This window comes from Pseudomonas folii (genome assembly GCF_014357575.1).
Taxonomy (GTDB): Bacteria; Pseudomonadota; Gammaproteobacteria; order Pseudomonadales; family Pseudomonadaceae; genus Aquipseudomonas; species Aquipseudomonas folii.
In genome coordinates, this window is sequence record NZ_JACONW010000001.1 from 25,335 (window position 1) to 47,782 (window position 22,448).

General features: G+C 57.8%; 16 protein-coding genes. 10 read left to right on the top strand and 6 right to left on the bottom strand.

Translation table 11 applies throughout. The features are described from left to right. The first annotated feature begins 490 nt into the window (after positions 1–490). The 6 genes from fadB (at position 491) to H8S59_RS00160 (ending at position 8,024) form a co-directional block, all read left to right on the top strand. Positions 491–2,638, top strand: coding sequence for a fatty acid oxidation complex subunit alpha FadB (gene fadB / locus H8S59_RS00135; RefSeq protein WP_187520022.1), 2,148 nt, complete (start codon positions 491–493; stop codon positions 2,636–2,638). A gap of 31 nt (positions 2,639–2,669) precedes the next feature. Then, on the top strand, positions 2,670–3,845 hold the full coding sequence (fadA, locus tag H8S59_RS00140) for an acetyl-CoA C-acyltransferase FadA (RefSeq protein ID WP_027900627.1): 1,176 nt from the start codon (positions 2,670–2,672) through the stop codon (positions 3,843–3,845). 102 nt (positions 3,846–3,947) lie between these two features. After that, on the top strand, positions 3,948–4,184 hold the full coding sequence (locus H8S59_RS00145) for a DUF1653 domain-containing protein (RefSeq protein WP_027900628.1): 237 nt from the start codon (positions 3,948–3,950) through the stop codon (positions 4,182–4,184). 114 nt (positions 4,185–4,298) lie between these two features. Further along, entirely contained in the window at positions 4,299–6,908 is a 2,610-nt protein-coding gene (topA, locus tag H8S59_RS00150) for a type I DNA topoisomerase (RefSeq protein WP_095095389.1), read from the top strand. Between the two features lie 222 nt (positions 6,909–7,130). Next, the gene (locus H8S59_RS00155; RefSeq protein WP_095095392.1) at positions 7,131–7,652 is read left to right on the top strand and encodes a DUF6586 family protein; all 522 of its coding nucleotides are present in this window, start codon (positions 7,131–7,133) and stop codon (positions 7,650–7,652) included. 138 nt (positions 7,653–7,790) lie between these two features. Continuing rightward, positions 7,791–8,024, top strand: coding sequence for a hypothetical protein (locus H8S59_RS00160; RefSeq protein WP_027900631.1), 234 nt, complete (start codon positions 7,791–7,793; stop codon positions 8,022–8,024). A gap of 21 nt (positions 8,025–8,045) precedes the next feature. On the opposite strand, the gene sulA is transcribed toward H8S59_RS00160, so the two are convergent. After that, positions 8,046–8,516 (bottom strand): SOS-induced cell division inhibitor SulA, encoded by a 471-nt coding sequence (gene sulA, locus H8S59_RS00165; RefSeq protein WP_095095395.1) that lies wholly within the window; start codon positions 8,514–8,516, stop codon positions 8,046–8,048. A gap of 9 nt (positions 8,517–8,525) precedes the next feature. Beyond that, entirely contained in the window at positions 8,526–9,134 is a 609-nt protein-coding gene (gene lexA / locus H8S59_RS00170; RefSeq protein ID WP_095095398.1) for a transcriptional repressor LexA, read from the bottom strand. Between the two features lie 247 nt (positions 9,135–9,381). Here lexA and H8S59_RS00175 point away from each other — a divergent pair, with 247 nt between their 5' ends. From H8S59_RS00175 to H8S59_RS00185, 3 genes are all read left to right on the top strand, one after another. Continuing rightward, positions 9,382–10,098, top strand: a complete 717-nt coding sequence (locus H8S59_RS00175) for a TetR/AcrR family transcriptional regulator (protein ID WP_095095401.1) — start codon at positions 9,382–9,384, stop codon at positions 10,096–10,098. An 86-nt stretch (positions 10,099–10,184) separates the two neighbouring features. Beyond that, positions 10,185–11,183, top strand: a complete 999-nt coding sequence (nagZ, locus tag H8S59_RS00180; RefSeq protein ID WP_187520084.1) for a beta-N-acetylhexosaminidase — start codon at positions 10,185–10,187, stop codon at positions 11,181–11,183. A 9-nt stretch (positions 11,184–11,192) separates the two neighbouring features. Further along, positions 11,193–11,933 (top strand): S-methyl-5'-thioinosine phosphorylase, encoded by a 741-nt coding sequence (locus H8S59_RS00185; RefSeq protein ID WP_187520023.1) that lies wholly within the window; start codon positions 11,193–11,195, stop codon positions 11,931–11,933. 147 nt (positions 11,934–12,080) lie between these two features. Here the strand turns inward: H8S59_RS00185 and H8S59_RS00190 are convergent, their stop codons facing one another. The 3 genes from H8S59_RS00190 to mfd form a co-directional block, all read right to left on the bottom strand. Continuing rightward, the gene (locus H8S59_RS00190; RefSeq protein ID WP_095095410.1) at positions 12,081–14,822 is read right to left on the bottom strand and encodes a DEAD/DEAH box helicase; all 2,742 of its coding nucleotides are present in this window, start codon (positions 14,820–14,822) and stop codon (positions 12,081–12,083) included. Between the two features lie 71 nt (positions 14,823–14,893). Next, the gene (locus H8S59_RS00195) at positions 14,894–15,418 is read right to left on the bottom strand and encodes a CsiV family protein (protein ID WP_187520024.1); all 525 of its coding nucleotides are present in this window, start codon (positions 15,416–15,418) and stop codon (positions 14,894–14,896) included. Positions 15,419–15,429: 11 nt separating this feature from the next. Further along, the gene (gene mfd / locus H8S59_RS00200) at positions 15,430–18,882 is read right to left on the bottom strand and encodes a transcription-repair coupling factor (RefSeq protein WP_187520025.1); all 3,453 of its coding nucleotides are present in this window, start codon (positions 18,880–18,882) and stop codon (positions 15,430–15,432) included. Between the two features lie 216 nt (positions 18,883–19,098). On the opposite strand from mfd, the gene H8S59_RS00205 reads away from it, so the two are divergent. Then, entirely contained in the window at positions 19,099–20,562 is a 1,464-nt protein-coding gene (locus H8S59_RS00205; RefSeq protein WP_027898081.1) for a glyceraldehyde-3-phosphate dehydrogenase, read from the top strand. A 268-nt stretch (positions 20,563–20,830) separates the two neighbouring features. Here the strand turns inward: H8S59_RS00205 and tcuC are convergent, their stop codons facing one another. Further along, positions 20,831–22,123, bottom strand: a complete 1,293-nt coding sequence (gene tcuC / locus H8S59_RS00210) for an MFS transporter (protein ID WP_187520026.1) — start codon at positions 22,121–22,123, stop codon at positions 20,831–20,833. Positions 22,124–22,448 lie beyond the last annotated feature (325 nt).

Below are 22,448 nucleotides of genomic sequence, written 5' to 3' on the forward strand. Positions count from 1 at the left end.
GGTGCAATGCCCAAAGCGAGTGACTAAAGCTTCGACGAATCCGAAAAATTCACCTCGTGCTGTCGTGCGCTGAATGTAGACGCTTTGCTCTCATTTGTCGCGCTTTCTCTTAATTATTTTTACGAGTGACCCTATGTGGTGCAAAAACTGCCTGGACATAGGTTCGGTTTTGCCGATAAACACAGTGAATAGAGGCTGATCACGCTGGGCTTGAGGGGTTCCAGACGTGCGATGCTTTAGGGGATGACCCGCGTTTGTCGGTGATTCATCGAATTGACAAACCGCAGGATTTGCATGAAGGTAGGCGCACCCAAATCAAACGGGCGTATGAATTGAGCGTTTGGTAGTAAGACAGTTCTTACAGATCCCGGCTACCGCATCGACGGGTGTGCCTGAAGATTTGGCGTTTCACCGACGATAACGTCGTAGCCGCGCCAGATTTCAGCGTCCGGTGTGTATTGTTCAGCTTCCATATCGTGGAGATCAGTTGATGATTTACGAAGGTAAAGCCATCACGGTTAAGGCTCTTGAGAGCGGCATCGTCGAATTGAATTTCGACCTCAAGGGTGAGTCCGTCAACAAGTTCAACCGTCTCACCCTCAACGACCTTCGTCAGGCTGTGGATACCATCAAGGCTGATGGCTCCATCAAGGGCGTGGTTGTCACCAGCGGCAAGGACGTTTTCATCGTCGGCGCCGATATCACTGAGTTCGTCGACAACTTCAAGTTGCCGGATGCAGAACTGCTGGCGGGCAATCTGGAAGCCAACCGGATTTTCAGCGATTTCGAAGACCTTGGCGTACCGACCGTGGTGGCCATCAACGGTATCGCCCTGGGTGGCGGTCTGGAGATGTGTCTCGCCGCAGACTATCGGGTGATGTCCAGCAGCGCCAAAATCGGTCTGCCTGAAGTGAAACTGGGTCTCTATCCTGGTTTTGGCGGTACGGTACGTCTGCCGCGCATCGTCGGTGCCGACAACGCTATCGAGTGGATTGCTTCCGGCAAGGAAAACCGCGCCGAAGACGCCCTGAAAGTGGGTGCAGTCGATGCAGTGGTCGCTCCTGAAAAGCTAAAGGAAGCTGCGCTGGATCTGATCAAACGCGCCATTTCCGGTGAGTTCGATTACAAGGCCAAGCGCCAGCCAAAGCTGGAAAAGCTCAAGCTCAACGCGATCGAGCAAATGATGGCATTCGAAACCGCCAAGGGTTTCGTCGCCGGTCAGGCGGGTCCGAACTATCCAGCCCCGGTCGAAGCGATCAAGACAATCCAGAAGGCTGCCAACTTCGGTCGTGACAAGGCGCTAGAAATCGAAGCTGCCGGTTTTGTCAAAATGGCCAAGACCTCTGCTGCGCAGAGCCTGATTGGCTTGTTCCTGAACGATCAGGAGCTGAAACGCAAAGCCAAGGTTTACGATGAGGCCGCCAAGGACGTGAAACAGGCTGCGGTACTGGGCGCTGGCATCATGGGCGGTGGCATTGCCTATCAGTCGGCTTCCAAAGGTACGCCGATCCTGATGAAGGACATTCGTGAAGACGCCATCCAGTTGGGTCTCAACGAAGCCTCGAAATTGCTCGGCAACCGTGTGGAAAAAGGCCGTCTGACTGCTGCCAAGATGGCCGAAGCGCTGAATGCGATTCGTCCGACGCTGTCCTACGGAGATTTTGGCAACGTTGACCTCGTGGTCGAAGCTGTCGTCGAGAATCCGAAGGTTAAACAGGCGGTATTGGCGGAAGTCGAAGCCCAGGTGGGCGAAGACACGATTCTGGCCTCCAACACCTCGACCATTTCCATCAGCTTGCTGGCGAAAGCTCTCAAGCGTCCGGAAAACTTCGTCGGCATGCACTTCTTCAACCCCGTGCACATGATGCCGCTGGTGGAAGTGATCCGTGGCGAGAAGTCCAGTGAGTTGGCAGTAGCCACCACCGTGGCCTATGCCAAGAAAATGGGCAAGAACCCGATCGTGGTCAACGATTGCCCGGGCTTCCTGGTCAACCGTGTGCTGTTCCCGTACTTCGGCGGTTTCGCCCGACTGATCAGTGCCGGTGTGGATTTTGTGCGCATCGACAAAGTGATGGAGAAATTCGGCTGGCCAATGGGCCCTGCGTATCTGATGGACGTTGTTGGTATCGACACCGGCCACCACGGTCGCGACGTCATGGCCGAAGGCTTCCCGGATCGCATGAAAGATGATCGCCGTTCGGCTATCGATGCTCTTTATGAGGCGAAACGCCTGGGCCAGAAGAACGGTAAAGGTTTCTACGCTTACGAGACCGACAAGAAGGGCAAGCCGAAGAAGGTTACCGACTCTGCGGTGCTCGAAGTCCTCAAGCCGATCATCTACGAACAGCGTGAAGTGTCCGACGAAGACATCATCAACTGGATGATGATCCCGTTGTGCCTGGAAACCGTACGCTGCCTTGAAGACGGTATTGTCGAAACCGCAGCCGAGGCTGATATGGGCTTGATCTACGGCATCGGCTTCCCTCCGTTCCGTGGCGGTGCGTTGCGCTACATCGACTCCATTGGTGTCGCTGATTTCGTTGCCCTGGCCGATCAATATGCTGATTTGGGCGCTTTGTACCACCCGACCGCGAAGCTGCGTGAGATGGCCAAAAACGGCCAGAGCTTCTTCGGTTGAGAGCGGTCAAGCACCTTTCAGGAGTGAATGTATGAGTTTGAATCCAAGAGATGTGGTGATTGTCGACTTCGGTCGCACACCCATGGGCCGCTCCAAGGGTGGCATGCACCGCAATACCCGCGCAGAAGATATGTCCGCGCACTTGATCAGCAAGCTGCTGGAACGCAACAACAAGGTTGATCCCGCCGAAGTTGAAGACGTGATCTGGGGCTGCGTCAACCAGACCCTGGAGCAGGGCTGGAACATCGCGCGTATGGCTTCGTTGCTGACGCAGATTCCACATACGTCGGCGGCGCAGACGGTCAGCCGCCTGTGTGGCTCGTCGATGAGTGCCTTGCACACTGCCGCCCAGGCAATCATGACCGGTAACGGCGATGTATTTGTGGTCGGCGGCGTCGAGCACATGGGTCACGTCGGCATGATGCATGGCGTTGATCCAAACCCGCACATGTCCCTGTATGCCGCCAAGGCATCCGGCATGATGGGCCTGACCGCAGAAATGCTCGGCAAAATGCATGGCATCACCCGTGAGCAGCAGGATGCCTTTGGCGTGCGTTCCCATCGCCTGGCCCACAAGGCCACGCTGGAAGGCAAGTTCAAGGACGAGATCATCCCGATGCAGGGGTATGACGAGAACGGTTTCCTCAAGGTCTTCGACTACGACGAAACCATCCGTCCCGAGACCACGCTGGAAAGCCTCGCGGCCTTGAAGCCAGCTTTCAACCCGAAAGGCGGTACGGTGACAGCGGGCACATCTTCGCAAATCACTGACGGTGCTTCGTGCATGATCGTGATGTCCGCCCAGCGCGCTCAGGACCTTGGTATTCAGCCATTGGCAGTGATCCGTTCCATGGCCGTGGCAGGTGTGGATCCGGCGATTATGGGTTATGGTCCGGTTCCCGCGACTCAGAAAGCCTTGAAACGCGCGGGTCTGAGCATTGCTGATATCAACGTCTTCGAGCTCAACGAAGCTTTCGCTGCACAGGCCTTGCCAGTGCTGAAAGATTTGAAAGTGCTCGACAAGATGGATGAGAAGGTTAACCTGCACGGCGGTGCCATCGCCCTGGGCCACCCGTTTGGTTGCTCCGGCGCTCGTATCTCCGGCACTTTGCTCAACGTCATGAAGCAAAATGGCGCCAATCTCGGTGTTGCAACAATGTGCATCGGTTTGGGGCAGGGTATCGCTACCGTCTTCGAACGCGTCTGACGCGTTTGTCTGATGCGAGCCGGGGCCAGGTGCCCCGGCTTTTGTATTTTTGTACAAGCCATTCCAGAAAAGTTTTTCAGTTTTTTTCGCGAGGACAGCCACATGAATTTACAGCCAGGTCTCTATCGCCATTACAAAGGCCCCGAGTACCGCGTATTCAGTGTTGCCAGGCACTCCGAAACCGAAGAAGAAGTGGTGTTTTACCAAGCGCTGTACGGCGATTTCGGGATGTGGGTGCGGCCGCTGAGCATGTTTCTGGAGTCCGTCGAGGTTGACGGCGAGCAGGTCCCGCGCTTTGCTTTGGTTCAAGTCGAACCGAGCCTCTTTTCCAGGCCGTGAGGCGAGTTCGATCACTATCCCGTGCTTGACCTCATCTTGTAGCCACTATATATAGCGGGGCCTTGACAGGTTCCAACCGTCTTTCATTTTCAGTATTCAGGAATTTTCTGATCCATGGGCAAATCGCTGGTCATCGTGGAATCCCCGGCTAAGGCCAAGACCATCAACAAGTATTTGGGCAACCAGTACGTGGTGAAGTCGAGTATCGGCCATATCCGAGACCTGCCCACCAGCGGTTCGGCTAGCGCCAGTAAAGAACCCGTCAAACGTGGCAAGGCCGCAGTTGGCGAAGGCCCGGTGCTCACGCCGAAAGAGAAGGCGAAGAAGCAACTGGTGGCCCGCATGGGCGTCGATCCGGATCATGGCTGGAAAGCCAAATACGAAATCCTTCCCGGTAAAGAGAAGGTGATCGAAGAGCTGCGCCGGCTCGCCAAGGATGCTGACACCATCTATCTCGCGACGGACTTGGACCGCGAGGGGGAAGCCATTGCCTGGCACCTGCGCGAAGCCATTGGTGGGGATGACAGCCGCTACAAGCGCGTGGTGTTCAACGAGATCACCAAGAAAGCCATTCAGGAAGCCTTCTCCAAGCCTGGCGAGCTGGATATCGCCCGCGTCAACGCTCAGCAGGCCCGTCGTTTCCTCGACCGGGTCGTGGGTTACATGGTTTCGCCGCTGCTGTGGCAAAAGATTGCTCGTGGCCTGTCCGCCGGTCGTGTGCAGTCCGTTGCCGTAAAGCTGGTGGTGGAGCGTGAGCGGGAAATCCGTGCGTTCAACCCTGAAGAGTATTGGGAAGTACACGCTGATCTGGGTACCGCCAAGGGCGCGAACGTGCGTTTCGAAGTCGCCCGGGAAAACGGCGAAGCGTTCAAGCCTCTGAACGAAGCTCAAGCCATGGCGGCACTGGAAAAGCTCAAGGCTTCCAGCTACAGCATCGCCAAGCGTGAAGACAAACCGACCAGCAGCAAGCCTTCGGCACCTTTCATCACTTCGACTCTGCAGCAGGCTGCCAGTAACCGCCTGGGCTTCGGCGTGAAGAAAACCATGATGATGGCCCAGCGTCTCTACGAAGCGGGTTACATCACTTACATGCGTACTGACTCGACCAACTTGTCCGCTGATGCGGTGAGCATGGCGCGCGCTTACATCGAAGCCGAATTCGGCAAGAAGTATCTGCCGGAATCGCCAAACGTCTACAGCAGCAAGGAAGGCGCACAAGAGGCTCACGAAGCGATTCGTCCTTCCGACGTCAACACGCATCCGAGCAAGCTGAGCGGCATGGAGCGCGATGCTGAGCGCCTGTACGAGCTGATCTGGCGTCAATTCGTGGCGTGCCAGATGCCTCCAGCGCAATACCTGTCGACGACTGTCAGTGTCGCGGCCGGGACCTTCGAGCTGCGTGCCAAGGGTCGCATCCTGAAGTTTGACGGTTACACCCGCGCCTTGCCGCAGATGACCAAGCCGGGCGATGACGACGTATTGCCGGACATGGCTCAGGGCGAAACCCTGAAGCTGATCAAGCTCGATCCGAGCCAGCACTTCACCAAGCCGCCTGCGCGTTACTCGGAAGCGAGCCTGGTCAAGGAAATGGAAAAACGTGGCATCGGTCGTCCGTCGACTTATGCGGCGATCATCTCGACCATTCAGGATCGCGGCTACGTCGCGTTGCACAATCGCCGTTTCTACTCTGAGAAAATGGGCGATATCGTTACTGAACGCCTGTCCGAGAGCTTTTCCAACCTGATGGACTACGGCTTTACGGCCGGCATGGAAGAAAACCTCGATGACGTGGCCCAGGGCGAGCGTGACTGGAAAAACGTGCTGGACGAGTTCTATGGCGATTTCCGCAAGAAGCTGGAAGTGGCTGAGGCGCCGGACAGCGGGATGCGCTCCAACGAGCCGGTGATGACTGATATCCCGTGCAAGGTGTGCGGCCGTCCGATGCAGATTCGTACTGCATCTACCGGCGTGTTCCTTGGTTGCTCGGGTTACAGCCTGCCACCGAAAGAGCGTTGCAAGGCTACCGTCAACCTGACGCCGGGCGATGAAATCGCCGAAGATGATGAGGGCGAGTCCGAGTCTCGCGTTCTGCGCGGCAAGCATCGTTGCCACATCTGCAGCACGGCAATGGACGCTTACCTGCTGGATGAGAAGCGCAAGCTGCACATCTGCGGTAACAACCCGGATTGCGTTGGCTTTGAAGTGGAAGAGGGTAACTACCGGATCAAGGGTTACGAAGGCCCGAGCCTGGAGTGCGATAAGTGCGGCAGCGAGATGCAGCTCAAGACAGGCCGTTTCGGCAAGTTTTTTGGTTGCACCAATCCTGATTGCAAGAACACTCGCAAGCTACTCAAGAGCGGCGACGCTGCTCCACCGAAGATGGATCCGGTGAAGATGCCTGAGCTCAAGTGCGACAAGGTCGACGACACGTATATCCTGCGTGACGGCGCATCCGGTCTGTTCCTGGCGGCCAGTCAATTCCCGAAAAACCGTGAAACCCGTGCGCCGCTGGTCATGGAGATTGCACCGCACAAGGACGAGATCGATCCGAAGTACCACTTCCTGTGTGACGCGCCGAAGAAAGATCCGGACGGACGCCCAACAGTGATCCGTTACAGCCGCAAGACCAAAGAGCAGTACGTTCAGACCGAAGTGGAAGGCAAGCCAACCGGCTGGAAAGCGTTCTACGACGGCAAGGCCTGGAAGGTTGAAGACAAGCGTTGATCTAACGCCTGACTGAACGCAAAGCCCTCGGTATGCTGTATGTGCCGAGGGCTTTGTTGCTTTGGTTGGGTTGAACCCCGGTAGGAGCGAACTTGTTCGCGAGCCATCGTGGCTGATACGCCGCCTCGCGAACAAGTTCGCTCCTACCGGAAAGCATTTAATTGAGGTAATTTTGACAAGGCTTGGCTTCAGGTCTTGCTCATCGCTACGGAGGCGACCGCCATGGCCCACGAACTCTATACCCGCACCAATCAAAAGATTTATTTCGCCGGCCTGGCTCTGGAGTCCATGGGCAAGGCGCAGGAAGGCCGGGCCATGAACGCTCAGGCGCTGTTGCAGGCGGAGCGTGAGTCGGCGTTATTCCATCTGTATGGCGCCCTGCTGGGGCTGTGTCACGAGATCGCCGGCTACTACCGTCTGCCGCAAGCCAATGCGCCACGTGCGGAGATGCTCCTCACCCAGGATGTGCTGGATGCCCTGGCGATCCCGGAAATGGCCGAGCTGGTCGAGTTGGCTCAACACCGGGAAACCTGGCTCGCGCAGTTGCTTGCCGAGTACAACAGCCTGTTCGAGCCGCCTCGTGCGCCGAAAAAAGTGAAAGGCGATGTAACACAGCCGCTCATTGTGGCGGTCAATCTGGATGAAGAATCTGAACCTGAACTGTCCCGCGAGGAACTGGAAAGCTGGCGTCAGCAGCTCAAGGGACTGGCAATTCGCTTCCGCGAAGGCCTGAGCGAGTGCTGATTGTGCAGTGATAGATGGCTCAAAGCCTTCTGATTGAAGACGGCTGCGGCAATGCGGCTTGTCATAAAACGGGAACAGACCCTAGGGACTGGGTCGACAGGCTGCTACAATGTCGGCCTTTCGTGGAGTACTGCCCTGATGCCAACATCGTTTCTTGAAATTGTGGAACTGCCTGACGGTCGGATTGAGCTGCGTCGTGCTGACGACGAAGGCTCGTTGGTGACTCTGGATTTCTCGGCCGATGCCAAAGAGTTCCTGCAAGGGCAACACGTCGAGATCGCCAAGGCAATGTTGAGCGTCGGTGTACAGATGGCGGGTCGTCTGGCTGAAGGCGAGCTGGAGAAGGATACCGGCCCGCGAGTTCTTCACTGAGGCTGAACTCGCCCGGAAGACTTAGCCCAGACGAATATTCAGGCTCTGTGCGTCACCCATTTTTGCCGCGCTGATCAGCTGTTGACGCAATCCTGTACTGAGCGGATTGATCCAGCTGACCACAGTGTGGCTGCGGCCGAGGCGCAGCGCCTCACGCGTCAGTTCAAATGCGCTTTGCGTCCCGCGCGGTTGCAGCAACAAGATCCGCTCGCGGTTGAGTCCTGCATCACGCAGCCAGCTTTGTGTAAGGCTGGAGGGTGGTGCGATCAGGGTCAGCCATCGAGCGTTGGACTCTTCGCTCAGCTCGCGCAGGATCGGCGCCAGTAGACTCAAGCAGTTCCCGGCTGCACCACGCAATGACAGCTCACTGAACACCTCAGGTCCATTATTCCATGACGGTACTGCTGCTTCCTTGAGCATGGGCGCAATGGGTTGCGCCAGGAATGCTTCAAACAGTGGAAGTTGTGATTGCGGGGCCTGGACAAACTGCATGATGTCTCCTTAGCGACGGATAACGCCGACGCTCAAACCTTCGATAACCAGTTCCTGATCCTTGAGATTCACTTCGATGGGCGCGAAGTCCGGGTTTTCGGCAATCAGCCAGACTTTGCTGCCTTCACGCTTGAATCGCTTGACCGTCACTTCGTCGCCGATACGTGCTACCACGATCTGGCCGTTGCGGGCCTCACGGGTGGTGTGCACGGCGAGTAGGTCGCCATCAAAAATGCCGACATCTTTCATGCTCATGCCTTGCACCCTTAGCAGGTAATCGGCACTCGGGTGAAAAAATGCAGGGTTGATGTTGCAAGATTCTTCGATGTGTTGCTGAGCCAGAATCGGTGCACCTGCAGCGACGCGCCCGATGATGGGCAATCCGCTTTCTTCGGTCTTTGCTTCAAAGCCTGGAATGCGGATGCCCCGGGAAGCGCCCGGCGTCATCTCGATAGCGCCTTTGCGAGCCAGGGCTTTCAAATGTTCTTCTGCAGCGTTGGGCGACTTGAAACCCAGTTCCTGAGCGATCTCCGCACGAGTAGGCGGGTAGCCGTTGTCTTCAAGACAGCGCTTGATGAATCCCAGAATTTCAGCTTGGCGTGGCGTCAGTTTAATCATGTTGATCGCTCTGTCTTTTTATACAGTGACTGGGATTATATACAGTACGAGCGAGTTGGCAATCTTCCTTTTATCAGGCCGGTTTTCGATCGCGCCCGGCGGGATGGCGGGCCGGGTTACGCGGGTGGCTACAGGCCACGGTTTATATGGTTAAATACGCCCCTGTCGGACCATGGAGCATCGCGGACTTGACAGGTACATAATCTGAAACGTATGTTTCAAACAAGTGTTTGTCAGGCAGAGAACCATGGCCCAGTCGGAAACAGTTGAACGCATTCTTGATGCTGCCGAGCAGTTGTTCGCGGAGAAAGGCTTCGCAGAGACGTCGCTACGGCTGATTACCAGCAAGGCGTCGGTCAACCTGGCGGCGGTCAATTACCACTTCGGTTCCAAAAAGGCGCTGATTCAGGCCGTGTTCTCGCGCTTCCTGGGACCCTTCTGTATCAGTCTTGACCGTGAACTGGAGCGCCGTCAGGCCAGACCTGATCAGAAGCCGACCCTGGAAGAGTTGCTGGAGATGCTGGTCGAGCAAGCCCTCGTGGTACAGCCACGCAGCAACAATGATCTGTCGATCTTTATGCGCTTGCTGGGTCTGGCGTTCAGCCAGAGTCAGGGCCATTTGCGCCGTTATCTGGAAGACATGTACGGCAAGGTTTTTCGCCGCTATATGGTGCTGGTCAATGAGGCCGCGCCTCGCATCCCTCCCATTGAACTGTTCTGGCGTGTGCACTTCATGCTTGGCGCTGCGGCATTCAGCATGTCCGGCATCAAGGCGCTAAGGGCGATTGCCGAAACCGATTTTGGCGTCAACACCTCGATCGAGCAGGTGATGCGCCTGATGGTGCCGTTCCTGGCCGCAGGCATGCGTGCCGAAACAGGTGTCACCGACGCCGCGATGATTGCCGCGCAACTCAAGCCGCGCAGCAAAAGCAGCTCTCCTGTCCCCAGTACTGCGAAGGCCTGACTGTTCGCGCATTGCGCCAGACTCGATGATCAAGCACCATTGCCCGGATTGGATATCGGCAATGGTGTTTTTTTATGAGTTCTGGCCTGCAAGGCTCTTTAATGGTGGATGTCGCGGGCACCTGGTTGACCGCCGAAGATCGCCAGTTTCTGCGTCAGCCCGAAGTGGGCGGGCTGATCATTTTTGCCCGCAACATCGAGCATCCCCGTCAGGTTCGCGAACTGAGCGCGGCGATTCGCGCGGTGCGGCCTGATCTACTGTTGGCAGTGGACCAGGAGGGCGGTCGCGTGCAGCGCTTGCGTCAGGGCTTTGTGCGACTGCCAGCCATGCGTTCGATTGCTCACCAGCCCAATGCCGAGATGCTGGCTGAGCATTGCGGCTGGCTGATGGCGACGGAAGTTCTGGCAGTGGGCCTGGACCTGAGTTTTGCGCCTGTGCTTGATCTGGATTACCAACGTAGCGCTGTTGTGGGTACGCGCGCTTTCGAGGGTGATCCCGAGCGGGCGGCGTTGTTGGCGGGCGCTTTCATTCGTGGGATGAATGCCGCTGGCATGGCCGCGACCGGCAAACATTTTCCAGGGCACGGCTGGGCCGAGGCTGACTCCCATGTGGCGATACCCAATGACGAGCGCAGCCTGGAGCAGATCCGCGCCAACGATCTGGTCCCATTTGCCCGACTGAGCCAGCAACTGGCGGCCGTGATGCCCGCGCATGTGATTTATCCGCAGATCGATCCTCAACCTGCCGGTTTCTCCCGGCGCTGGTTGCAGGATATCTTGCGCGGTGAGCTGAAGTTCGACGGCGTGATTTTCAGCGACGACCTGTCCATGGCCGGTGCCCATGTGGTCGGCGATGCGGCCAGTCGCATTGAAGCGGCGTTGAGTGCCGGTTGTGACATGGGGCTGGTCTGTAACGATCGTGCTGCTGCAGAACTGGCGTTGACGGCTGCACAACGGCTCAAGGTCAAGCCTTCGCCACGTATTGCCAGGATGCGCGGTCAGGCTTTTGCCAGCACCGAGTATCGTCAACATCCGCGCTGGCTTGCCGCGCTTGAAGCCTTGCGCGCTGCGCAATTGATCGACTAAGGATTTTCCATGACTGTTTACGCGATTATCGGTGGTACCGGGCTGACTCAGCTTGAGGGCTTGAGCATTCGTCAGTCTCTGCCGGTGAATACGCCCTATGGCGTACCCTCGGGGGAGATCCAGATCGGCGATTACGCCGGTCGCGAGGTGATGTTTCTGGCGCGCCACGGCCACCCGCATCGTTTCCCGCCGCATCAGGTGAATTACCGAGCCAACATCTGGGCTCTGAAGCACGCGGGTGCGGAGGCGATTCTGGCAGTCAATGCGGTGGGCGGGATTCATCCTGCCATGGGCACAGGGCATTTCTGCGTGCCCCACGACCTGATTGATTACACCAGTGGTCGTCAGCACACCTTTTTCGCCGACGACCTTGAGCAAGTGACCCACATCGACTTCAGCTATCCCTACAGTGAAGCGCTGCGGGGGCGTCTGATTGCAGCATTGGCTGCCGAAGGCTGTGAATTCAGCGAGCAGGGTGTTTACGCCTGCACTCAAGGGCCGCGTCTTGAAACTGTCGCCGAAATCATCCGCCTTGAGCGTGATGGCTGCGACATCGTGGGCATGACCGGCATGCCGGAAGCAGCGCTGGCTCGCGAGCTGGAACTGGAATATGCCTGCCTGGCGCTGGTGGTCAATCCGGCAGCGGGCAAGTCTTCGGCAGTCATCACCATGGCCGAAATCGAACAGGCCTTGCATGACGGGATGGGCAAAGTGAAGGCTACACTGGCGCGGGTGCTAAGCGCGGTTTGACTCCATGGCGCCGTGCTGTCGGGACCTGTTGGAGCGAGGCTTGCCCGCGAAGAACGATTACGCGGTGAGTCTGACATATCGCGTCGTCTGGTTCGCGGGCAAGCCTCGCTCCAACAGTAAATCGTTGCCGAAGGCTGCGGTATGCCCTTACTTCTTGCCCTTCTTGGTCTGCGCTGGCAAGGGCGCAAACAGTGCGGCAATGTCTTCGCTTTGCAGTTTCCAGTCACCCGTTACCCGTCCATCCAGCACCCCGGCTGCGAGTGCTGATTTTTCCTGCTGCAGGCGCTGGATTTTCTCTTCCACGGTACCTCGGGCAATCATCTTGTAGACGAATACCGGCTTGTCCTGACCAATGCGGTAAGCACGGTCGGTGGCCTGGTTTTCGGCTGCCGGATTCCACCATGGATCGTAATGGATCACGGTATCGGCAGCGGTCAGGTTCAGGCCGGTACCGCCTGCTTTCAGGCTGATCAGGAAGATCGGCAGCTTGCCTGCCTGGAAGGCCTGGACTGGCGTGCGTCGGTCTCGGGTCGAACCGGTCAGCAGGGCATATTCGATACCGCGTTGCTTGAGTTCGGCTTCGATCAGGGTGAGCATCGAAGTGAACTGCGAGAACAGCAGAATCTTCCTGCCCTCGGCCAGCAGCTCTTCGAACATCTCCATCAGGCTTTGCAATTTGGCGGAGTGACCCTGGCGCGGGTTGGCCGGAGCGCTGTTGACCAGACGCAAGTCGCAACACACCTGACGCAGCTTGAGCAGCGCTTCAAGGATGATGATCTGGCTGCGGGCCACACCTTTGCGGGTGATCTCGTCGCGGACTTTCTTGTCCATGGCCAGGCGCACAGTTTCGTACACATCGCGCTGGGCTTCGTTAAGTTCGACCCAATGGATGATCTCGGTCTTGGGCGGCAGCTCGGTGGCGACCTGTTCCTTGGTGCGGCGCAGCAGGAACGGTTTGATTCGCGCGTTCAGATGCTGCAGGCGCTCCATGTTGCCGTGCTTCTCGATAGGGTTGCGGTAGTTGCTGTTGAATTCCTTGCTGCTGCCCAGCCAGCCCGGCATCAGGAAGTGGAACAGCGACCATAGCTCGCCCAGATGGTTTTCCAGCGGCGTACCACTCAGGCACAGGCGTTGTCGGGCATTGAGACTGCGCGCGGCCTGGGCGGCTTTGCTGTTGGGGTTCTTGATGTATTGCGCTTCATCGAGGATCAGGGTGTGAAACGACAGCTTCGCCAGCACTTCTTCGTCCCGCGGCAGCAGGGCGTAGGTGGTAAGAATCAGGTCGTACTGACCCAGGTTGTCGAAATCAGCGTGGCGATTGGCGCCATACAAAGCGAGCACCCGCAATTGCGGGGTGAAGTTTTCGGCCTCGTCCAGCCAGTTGGGGATCAGGCTGGTCGGCATCACGGCCAGCGCCGGACGATCCAGACGACCGGCCTGTTTTTCCATGAGCAGGTGGGCCAGGGTCTGCAGGGTTTTACCCAGACCCATGTCATCGGCCAGCACGCCACCGACTTCCAGTTCACGCAGCGACTGCATCCAGCTCAGGCCTTCGTGCTGGTAGGGCCGCAACGTGGCGTTGAGACCTTCGGGCACGTCGACCGGAGCGTCCTTGATATTGGCCAGCCGGTCCGCGAACTGGCGCAGGCGGTCGCCGCCTTGCCAGCTCAGGGGTAAATCATCGAGCTCACCCAGGCGCGTGGCGTCGGCAGTATTCAGACGCAGTGAGTTGCTGCCTTCTTCGCGCCAGTAGAAGTCGCCAAGGGTGGCCAATACCGGTTTCAGACGGCCGTAGGGCAGGGCAATCTGCACCGGGCCGCCGCCATTTTGTGTGAAGTGATTGAGCTGCACGAGCAGTTGTTCATCGTCGCCACGTTTGGCGATCCCGGCCGCGCTCATCAATTCCGGGTGACTGCGCAGCAGGTTGATCAGAATCGGCAGCAGGCTCAGGCGTTCGCCATTGACGATAATGCCCAGTTCCAGATCGAACCAGTCGCGCTCGGCCTCTTCGTCGATGACCGCGTACCAGTCGTCCACGGGCGTCACGTCGAAAGCGAAATCCTCGGTGATGACGATTTCCCAGCCTTGTTCTTCAAGGCGCGGCAAGTCGTTGAGCACGAAGTGCAGCCAGGCTTTGTCGTTGGGCAGGTCAAACATGTCACCGGCGGTGTCAGGCAGTGCCTTGCTCTGGCGGGTGGCGACCCTGAACCCCATGTCCTGCAGGACCTGACGCTGCTGTCGTTCCAGCTCGCCCTGGCGCCGGATGCGCAGGGTCTCGGTTTCCCTGTGCTCGATGATGTCGCTTTTCTGGTTAACCAGGTCGCTGCCCAGAGAACTGACCAGGATACTGACGTTGGCAGTGCCAATGGCGTAGTGCTTGTCATAACGAAAGGCGAGTGCCGCGCGATGCTGGATGTGCCTTTGCATGCGGCCGTTACGCGGTTCATAAGCGCTGAACTCGACGCTGGCCAGCATCAGGCGTGGCTGCGGCTTGATGTCGTCGACCAGTCGCTCAGGCAGGGCGGGCGCTTTCTCGATGCGCGGTGCCTGCACGGACGGCGTCTGGTCCAGTGCAGCCTGCAACGCATTTCGATTCTGCGGGGCCTGCAGATAAAACAGGGCGGCCGCACAATGCTTGCAGTTTTCCCTGACGGGGCACGTGCATTTACAAACCAGAGCATTCTTGAAGCGTTCGGGATCCCTGAATTTCAGGGTCTGGACGTATACCTCGGAACCCGAGCCTTTACACAAGGTGCGAGCCGAGTCTGGATTGAGATCCTCAAGCTGGATGCGGTCTTCATGGGCGTAGTCAAACCCCCGCTCAACGGTTTTGCTGGTAAAGATATACGTCCAGGACGAAGCGAGGACTTTTTCAAGATTGGACGACACAGTTCAGGACAGCCCTACGCCGTAGCGATGCTCGAATGGGAAAAGAAGCACGTGTTGCGCTACTTGAATGGTTAAAGAGGCGATACTTTCACCAGCATGGCCAGACTTCCGTGGTCCATATAGATCAATTCGCCGTTCTTGACCCGGGTGGTCTGTTTCAGGCGTTCACTGCTGGTCAGCACGCCGTGGGCATCAAGCTGATTGACCCAGAAGTCTGCCGCGATATCAGTAAAGCGTGCAATGCCTATGCTCAAAGTGCCTTCAATCGGGAAGTGGGCCCACTGTTCTTCACCGCCGGTGACGGCCACTTTGCCTGGTTCTGCACTGAGGTTCTGTTGCCAGGCGCGGTGCAGCAACACCTGATAAGTGCCGCTGGCATTCAGTTTGTCCGCCAGATCCTTCAAGGCAACGCCGCGCTCACTCTGCGCGTCAATCTTCTGTGCATTGGCTGCCCAGTTCTCAGGTGCGACCTGACGGGTTGCAGCCGGTTCGCCCTGTTGGCGAAACAGGATCATTTCCACCTGAAAATTGCCATCGGCAAATGCTGCGGGCGCGATCAGCGTCAGCAGCAGGATGAGTGAGTGGAGCACACGCATGAATGGATCCTTCAAGGAGTTTTCGGGGTCAGGCGCTCGAACAGCGCTTCAATGGTGTTGAAGCGTTCTTCCGGACGCTCCATGGGCACCATGAATTTGAACAGCGTGGCACCTTCGAATTTATAGCGGTTGGGTTGGCCCTGAATCAATTTGATCAGGGTCAGTGGGTCAACCGGCGTGTCCGCAGCAAATTCGATGCGGCCACCTTGCGGGCCTGCGTCGACCTTCTTGATACCCAGTTGCTCGGCCTGCAATTTGAGCAGGGTGATACGCACCAGATTCTTGGTCGGCTCCGGCAGCAGGCCGAAGCGATCGATCATTTCTACCTGAAGATCCTTGAGGCTGTCTTCGTCCGCGGCATTGGCGATGCGCTTGTAGAGAATCAACCGTGTGTGTACATCCGGCAGGTAGGCTTCCGGGATCAAGGCCGGCACGCGCAAGTTGATTTCCGGTCCGCCGCCCAGCGGCTGATCAAGGTTCGGTTGTTCGCCCTTGCGGATCGACTTCACCGCGCGCTCAAGCATTTCCATGTACAGCGTGAAGCCTACTGCCTGAATCTGCCCGCTCTGGCCGTCGCCCAGCAGTTCGCCAGCGCCACGGATTTCCAGGTCGTTGGTGGCCAGAACGAAACCGGCACCCAGATCCTGAGTGTTTGCGATAGCCTCCAGACGCTTTTCTGCGTCCGGCGTGATTTGCTTGCGTGGCGGTGTCAGCAGGTAAGCGTATGCCTGGTGGTGACTGCGCCCAACCCGGCCGCGCAACTGGTGCAATTGCGCCAGACCGAATTTATCGGCGCGCTCAATGATAATGGTGTTGGCGCTAGGCACGTCGATGCCGGTCTCGATGATGGTCGAGGCGATAAGCACGTTGAAACGCTTGTGATAGAAGTCGCTCATCACTTGTTCAAGATCGCGCTCGCGCATCTGCCCATGACCGATCCCGATCCGTGCTTCGGGCACCAGTTCGGCAAGATCAGCAGCGCATTTCTCGATGGTTTTCACGTCGTTGTGCAGGTAATACACCTGACCGCCGCGCAGCAGTTCACGCAGCAAGGCTTCTTTGACCGTTGGCTTGTTCTGCTCCATGACGAAAGTGCGCACGGACAGGCGTCGAGCCGGTGGCGTGGCGATGATCGACAGATCGCGCATGCCCGACACCGCCATGTTCAGCGTGCGCGGGATTGGCGTCGCGGTCAGGGTCAGAATGTCGACTTCGCTGCGCAGCGCTTTCAGCTGTTCTTTCTGGCGCACACCGAAGCGGTGTTCTTCATCGATGATGACCAGGCCCAGATTCTTGATCTTCACGTCGTCCTGCAGCAGCTTGTGCGTGCCGATGACGATGTCGATCTTGCCCTCGGCCAGATCAGCGACGGCGGCGTTGACTTCCTTGGCGGACTTGAAGCGACTCATCACTTCAACGCTCACGGGCCAATCGGCGAAGCGGTCGCGGAAGCTGTTGTAGTGTTGTTGGGCGAGCAGGGTGGTGGGCACCAGAATCGCCACCTGACGGCCGCCATGTACAGCGATGAACGCCGCGCGCATGGCCACTTCGGTCTTGCCGAAGCCCACGTCGCCACAGACCAGCCGGTCCATGGGTTTTGGCGCGAGCATGTCGGCGCGTACGGCATCGATTGTGGTCTGCTGGTCCGGCGTTTCTTCGAACGGGAAGCCCGCGCTGAACGTGGCGTAATCGGCCTTGGGGTCAGCGAATGCGTAGCCTTCCCGGGCTGCACGGCGGGCATAAATGTCCAGCAGCTCGGCTGCAACGTCACGCACTTGTTCGGCGGCTTTGCGTTTGGCTTTCTGCCAGGTTTCCGAACCCAGTCGATGCAGCGGCGCCAGAGCGTCATCGCTGCCGGTGTAGCGGGCGATCAGGTGCAGGTTGGCTACAGGGACGTACAGCTTGGCGTCCTCGGCGTAGGCCAGCATCAGGAATTCGGCGACCTGGTTTTCCACTTCCAGTGTCGCGAGACCCAGGTAGCGCCCGACGCCGTGGTCGATATGCACCACCGGCGCGCCTTCACGCAACTCGGTCAGGTTTTTGATGACGGCATCGTTATTGCCGCCGTCGGTGCGTTTCTCGCGACGCCGACGCTGCATCACGCGCTGCCCGAACAGCGGACTTTCAGCGATCAGGGCAATGGCGGGTTGTTCGAGCAGCAGGCCGTCATCCAGCGGAGCGATGGTGATCGACAGGCGATCCTTGCCATCAACGAAGTCATTCCAGCTGTCGACGGTTTTAGGTCGCAGCTTCAGACGTTCGAGCAGCTCCAGCAGCACCTCGCGGCGACCCGCTGATTCAGCGGTAAACAGGATACGGCCGTCGAATTCTTCAATGAACTTCGACAAGGCAGCCAGCGGCTGATTGGCCTTGGCTTCAATGGCCAGCTCCGGCAACAGCTGCGCCGGGAAGCGCTCGCGGCCCACGCCGGTTTTAACGTCCTGTTGACTGGCAACCACTCTCGGCCAGCTTTTCAGGCGAGCGAAGCAGTCTTCTACCGGCAAGAACAATTCAGCGGGAGGCAGCAGAGGTCGCTCGGGGTCTACGCGGCGTTCTTCATAACGGTTGCGAACGTCATTCCAGAAATTTTCCGCGGCCTGTTCAATGCCCGGCAGGGAAAACACCTGAGTGTCCTGAGGCAGATAGTCGAACAGGGTCGATGTTTCTTCGAAAAACAGCGGCAGGTAATACTCGATACCGGCCGGTGTGATGCCGCTGCTCAGGTCCTGAAAGATCGGGCTGCGGCGGAAATCCACATCGAAGCGTTCGCGAAAACGGGCCTTGAAGCGTGTCACTTCTTCCTTTTGCAGGGGGAATTCACGTGCAGGCAACAGGCGGACCGAGTCGACCTTATCGATGGAGCGCTGGCTTTCGGGATCAAAGGTGCGCAGCGTTTCGATTTCGTCATCGAACAGGTCGATCCGGTACGGCAGTTTGCTGCCCATCGGGAACAGGTCGATGAGGTTGCCGCGTACTGTGAATTCGCCGTGTTCATAAACCGTGTCGACATAACGATAACCGCTGGCCTCCAGGCGGGTGCGCATGGCCTCGATGTCGAGCTTCTGGCCAATATCCAGCACCAGACTGCTGCCCAACAGGAATTTGGTCGGTGCCAAACGATGTAGGGCTGTGGTGATTGGCACTACCAGAACGCCATGGACCAGCTCTGGCAGGCGATAGAGGCTCGCAATCCGCTGGGAAATGATGTCCTGGTGCGGTGAGAACAAATCGTAGGGCAGGGTTTCCCAGTCCGGGAAATGCAGCACCGGCAGGCTGGGCGCAAAGAATTTCAACTCTTGCTCGAGGCGCTCGGCACTTTGGCTGTCGGCGGTCAAAAGCAGGGTGAAGCGCTTGGCGGCGCTGGCAGCCTCGGCAATCGCCAGGCTCAGCGAGGCACCGGGAAGGTTGCCCCAGTGTTGTTTGCCTGCCGCGGCAGGGAGTAGCGGTAGACGCAGAACAGGCACGGAAGATTGAGCTCCAAGCGTTGCGACGAGGGCCGCGATTGTACCGGGGGAAGGGTGCAAATGTCAGGTCTAAGACTACGCTGTGATTCAGAAGTGCACGCCCGGGCATTTTCTGAAGTGCAGCGGAACAAAATGTAGTGCTCGCTGATCTGACTACCGCGCATTGCCCTTAAACAAAGGCGGCGGCATAATGTAGCCCCTTTTTTCAGCCCCTACATGTGGAAGGTTCCCGTGACTCAGAAGCCCGACCAGTGTCTTGGTGAATGGATTGATCGTGAAGCTCTCGCCGAGACGATGATCCCGCTTATCGGTCAGCTCTACCGCAATAATAATGTGGTGAGTTCGATCTATGGCCGCAGCCTGATCAACCGATCGGTTATCGCGATTCTCAAAGCCCACCGCTTTGCGCGTCACCGCCAGTCCGATGCAAGCGAGTTGTCCGTACACGAGACTTTCCCGCTCGTTAAGGCCATGAGCGAGCTCAAGCTGGGTTCAGCCTCGGTGGACCTCGGCAAACTGGCCGTCAAGTTCAAGACTGAAGGCAACGGCCGCACCGCCGAGCAGTTCGTTCGTGAAGAACTGGCCGAGCTGGTGGGGCAGCAGAATGCTTCTCCACGTAAGGGCACTGATGTTGTGCTGTACGGTTTCGGCCGGATTGGTCGCCTGCTGGCGCGCATCCTGATCGAAAAAACCGGCGGCGGCGATGGCTTGCGTCTGCGTGCAATCGTCGTCCGCAAAGGCGCCGAGAACGATCTGGTCAAGCGCGCCAGCCTGCTGCGCCGCGACTCTGTGCATGGTTCTTTCGATGGCACCATCACGGTTGATGAAGCCAACAGCACCATCACTGCGAACGGCAACCTGATTCAGGTTATCTACGCGAAGAACCCGACCGAGGTGGATTACACCCAGTACGGCATCAAGGACGCACTGCTGGTGGACAACACCGGTGTATGGCGTGATGCCGACGGTCTGGGTCAGCACCTTGGATGCCCGGGCATTGACCGCGTGGTGCTCACCGCTCCAGGCAAAGGCAAGCTGAAAAACATCGTGCACGGTATCAACCACGGTGAAATCACCGCTGACGACAAGATCGTTTCGGCGGCGTCCTGCACCACCAACGCCATCGTGCCGGTGCTCAAGGCCGTCAACGACAAGTTCGGCATCGTCAACGGTCACGTTGAAACGGTTCACTCGTACACCAACGACCAGAACCTGATCGACAACTTCCACAAGGGCGATCGCCGTGGCCGTAGCGCCGCGCTGAACATGGTGATCACCGAAACCGGTGCTGCCACTGCTGCTGCCAAGGCACTGCCTGAGCTGGCTGGCAAACTGACCGGTAACGCGATTCGCGTACCCACGCCGAACGTGTCCATGGCGATTCTCAACCTGAACCTTGAGAAAGCGACCACCCGCGAAGAGATCAACGAGTACCTGCGCTATATGGCGCTGCACTCGGACCTGCACAAGCAGATCGATTTCGTTAACTCGCAGGAAGTTGTTTCCACTGACTTCGTCGGCTCGCGCCACGCCGGTGTAGTAGATGCTGAAGCAACCATCGCCAACGATAACCGCGTTGTTCTGTACGTCTGGTACGACAACGAGTTCGGTTACAGCCACCAGGTGGTTCGCGTGATGGAAGACATGGCGGGTGTTAACCCACCAGCGTTTCCGCGTTAAGAGCAGTTACAAGCTTTAAGCGGCAAGCTACAAGCAGAAACGAAAACGCCCCGACCGGGTAACTGGTCGGGGCGTTTTTTGTTGTTCTGGTGTCTGTAGGAGCTGCCGTTCGCCTCATTCCGCCCTGACAAGACTGCGCAACAATCCCGAGTCCTTGGGTTGAAATGCGCCTCTGTAGGAGTGAGCTTGCTCGCGATAGCGTCGGGTCAGACGATGATCCATCGATAGAAAAGCTGCATCGCGAGCAAGCTCACTCCTACAGGGTTACTCAACTGGCAGTCACGGCCTCAGGCGCTTGCAGCTTTTGCCCGCCCTTACGGAACAGCACCAGTGTTGCCACCAGACCCAACACTGCTGCGCCCGTCAGCCAGATGCCCGGTGCAGCCTTGTTGTCCAGCGCATGAATCAGGTATGTGCACGCTGCCGGGGTAAAGCCGCCAAAGGTTGCAGTTGCCAGGCTGTAGGCCAGGGAGAAGCCGGTCGTGCGCACTTCCACCGGCATGATCTCGGTCAGGGCAACCACCATCGCACCGTTGTAAGAGCCATACAGGAAGGACAGCCAGAGTTCGACCATCAGCAGATTACCGAAACTTGGATTGGCCACCAGCCAGGACAGGGCAGGGTAGGCCGTCGCAATGGCCAGAACGGTTGCGGCAACCAGCAAAGGCTTGCGGCCAATACGGTCAGACAGCGCGCCCATCACCGGCAGCCAGATGAAGTTCGAAATCCCGACGAAAACCGTGACGATCAAGCTGTCGAGGTCGGACAGGTGCAGCTCGTTTTTACCGAATGTCGGCGTATACGCAGTGATCAGGTAGAACGACACGGTGGTCATAATCACCAGTGCCATGCCGCCGAGGACCAGGCCGAAGTTCTGGCCAATCGAGCGCACCACTTCTTTAAGCGTCGGACGATGAGTGCGGGCTTCGAATTCCGGGGTTTCTTCCATCGAGCGGCGAATCACGAAAATCACCGGCACGATCAGGCAGCCGATCAGGAACGGCACGCGCCAGCCCCATTCACCCATTTCTTCCGGGCTCAGCCAGTGGTTCAGCGCAACACCCAGCAAACCTGCGAAGACCACCGCGGCTTGTTGACTGGCGGACTGCCAACTGACGAAGAAGCCTTTACGGCCCGGGGTAGAGATTTCTGCCAGATAAACCGAGACACCGCCCAGTTCCACGCCAGCCGAAAAGCCTTGCAGCAAACGACCCAGCAATACCAGCAACGGCGCAGCGACGCCGAGCGTTGCATAACCCGGCACGCAGGCAATCAGCACCGTGCCCATCGCCATCATTGCCAGCGTCACCACCAGACCTTTTTTACGGCCGTGACGGTCAATGTAAGCGCCAAGGAAAATCGCCCCCAGCGGACGCATCAGGAAGCCGGCGCCGAACGTCGCCAGTGAAAGCATCAGTGAGGCGAATGCGCTGTCGGTAGGGAAGAAGGTTTTGGCGATGGCAGTGGCATAGAAGCCGTAGACCATGAAGTCAAACATTTCAAGGAAGTTGCCGCTGACAACGCGAAATATCGCCTTGCCTTTGCCGGTGTTCGAGGTCATTGAAAATTACTCGCTTGGGCTATCTGGTCAGGGCCTCATGCGTGTTCAACATTAGCCAGGAGGCTCTGGCCCGGTTATGTTGACGCGACAAGGGCCCAAAGGATCCGTTGTATTTTTATGTCCTGCTGCACCGGTCAAGGCTCCTGCCTGCACGCGCTGCACAATTGTAACGATATGTGTAAAACGCCTTAAAGACAACTCTTGATACTTTGCAAGTGGGTTTGGCAGACCGCTGGCAGGGGCCGGATTGCATTACTTTTGTATGTCATTGCCAGCCCGTCGAAGGTGTTAACTCCGGTGAGATATTTCATTCATCACGAGTTCA

Coding starts and splice junctions, on each gene's coding strand:
- fadB (WP_187520022.1), top strand. CDS start 491: ATGATTTACGAAGGTAAAGCCATCACGGTTAAGGCTCTTGAGAGCGGC.
- fadA (WP_027900627.1), top strand. CDS start 2,670: ATGAGTTTGAATCCAAGAGATGTGGTGATTGTCGACTTCGGTCGCACA.
- H8S59_RS00145 (WP_027900628.1), top strand. CDS start 3,948: ATGAATTTACAGCCAGGTCTCTATCGCCATTACAAAGGCCCCGAGTAC.
- topA (WP_095095389.1), top strand. CDS start 4,299: ATGGGCAAATCGCTGGTCATCGTGGAATCCCCGGCTAAGGCCAAGACC.
- H8S59_RS00155 (WP_095095392.1), top strand. CDS start 7,131: ATGGCCCACGAACTCTATACCCGCACCAATCAAAAGATTTATTTCGCC.
- H8S59_RS00160 (WP_027900631.1), top strand. CDS start 7,791: ATGCCAACATCGTTTCTTGAAATTGTGGAACTGCCTGACGGTCGGATT.
- sulA (WP_095095395.1), bottom strand. CDS start 8,516: ATGCAGTTTGTCCAGGCCCCGCAATCACAACTTCCACTGTTTGAAGCA.
- lexA (WP_095095398.1), bottom strand. CDS start 9,134: ATGATTAAACTGACGCCACGCCAAGCTGAAATTCTGGGATTCATCAAG.
- H8S59_RS00175 (WP_095095401.1), top strand. CDS start 9,382: ATGGCCCAGTCGGAAACAGTTGAACGCATTCTTGATGCTGCCGAGCAG.
- H8S59_RS00185 (WP_187520023.1), top strand. CDS start 11,193: ATGACTGTTTACGCGATTATCGGTGGTACCGGGCTGACTCAGCTTGAG.
- H8S59_RS00195 (WP_187520024.1), bottom strand. CDS start 15,418: ATGCGTGTGCTCCACTCACTCATCCTGCTGCTGACGCTGATCGCGCCC.
- H8S59_RS00205 (WP_027898081.1), top strand. CDS start 19,099: ATGTGGAAGGTTCCCGTGACTCAGAAGCCCGACCAGTGTCTTGGTGAA.
- tcuC (WP_187520026.1), bottom strand. CDS start 22,123: ATGACCTCGAACACCGGCAAAGGCAAGGCGATATTTCGCGTTGTCAGC.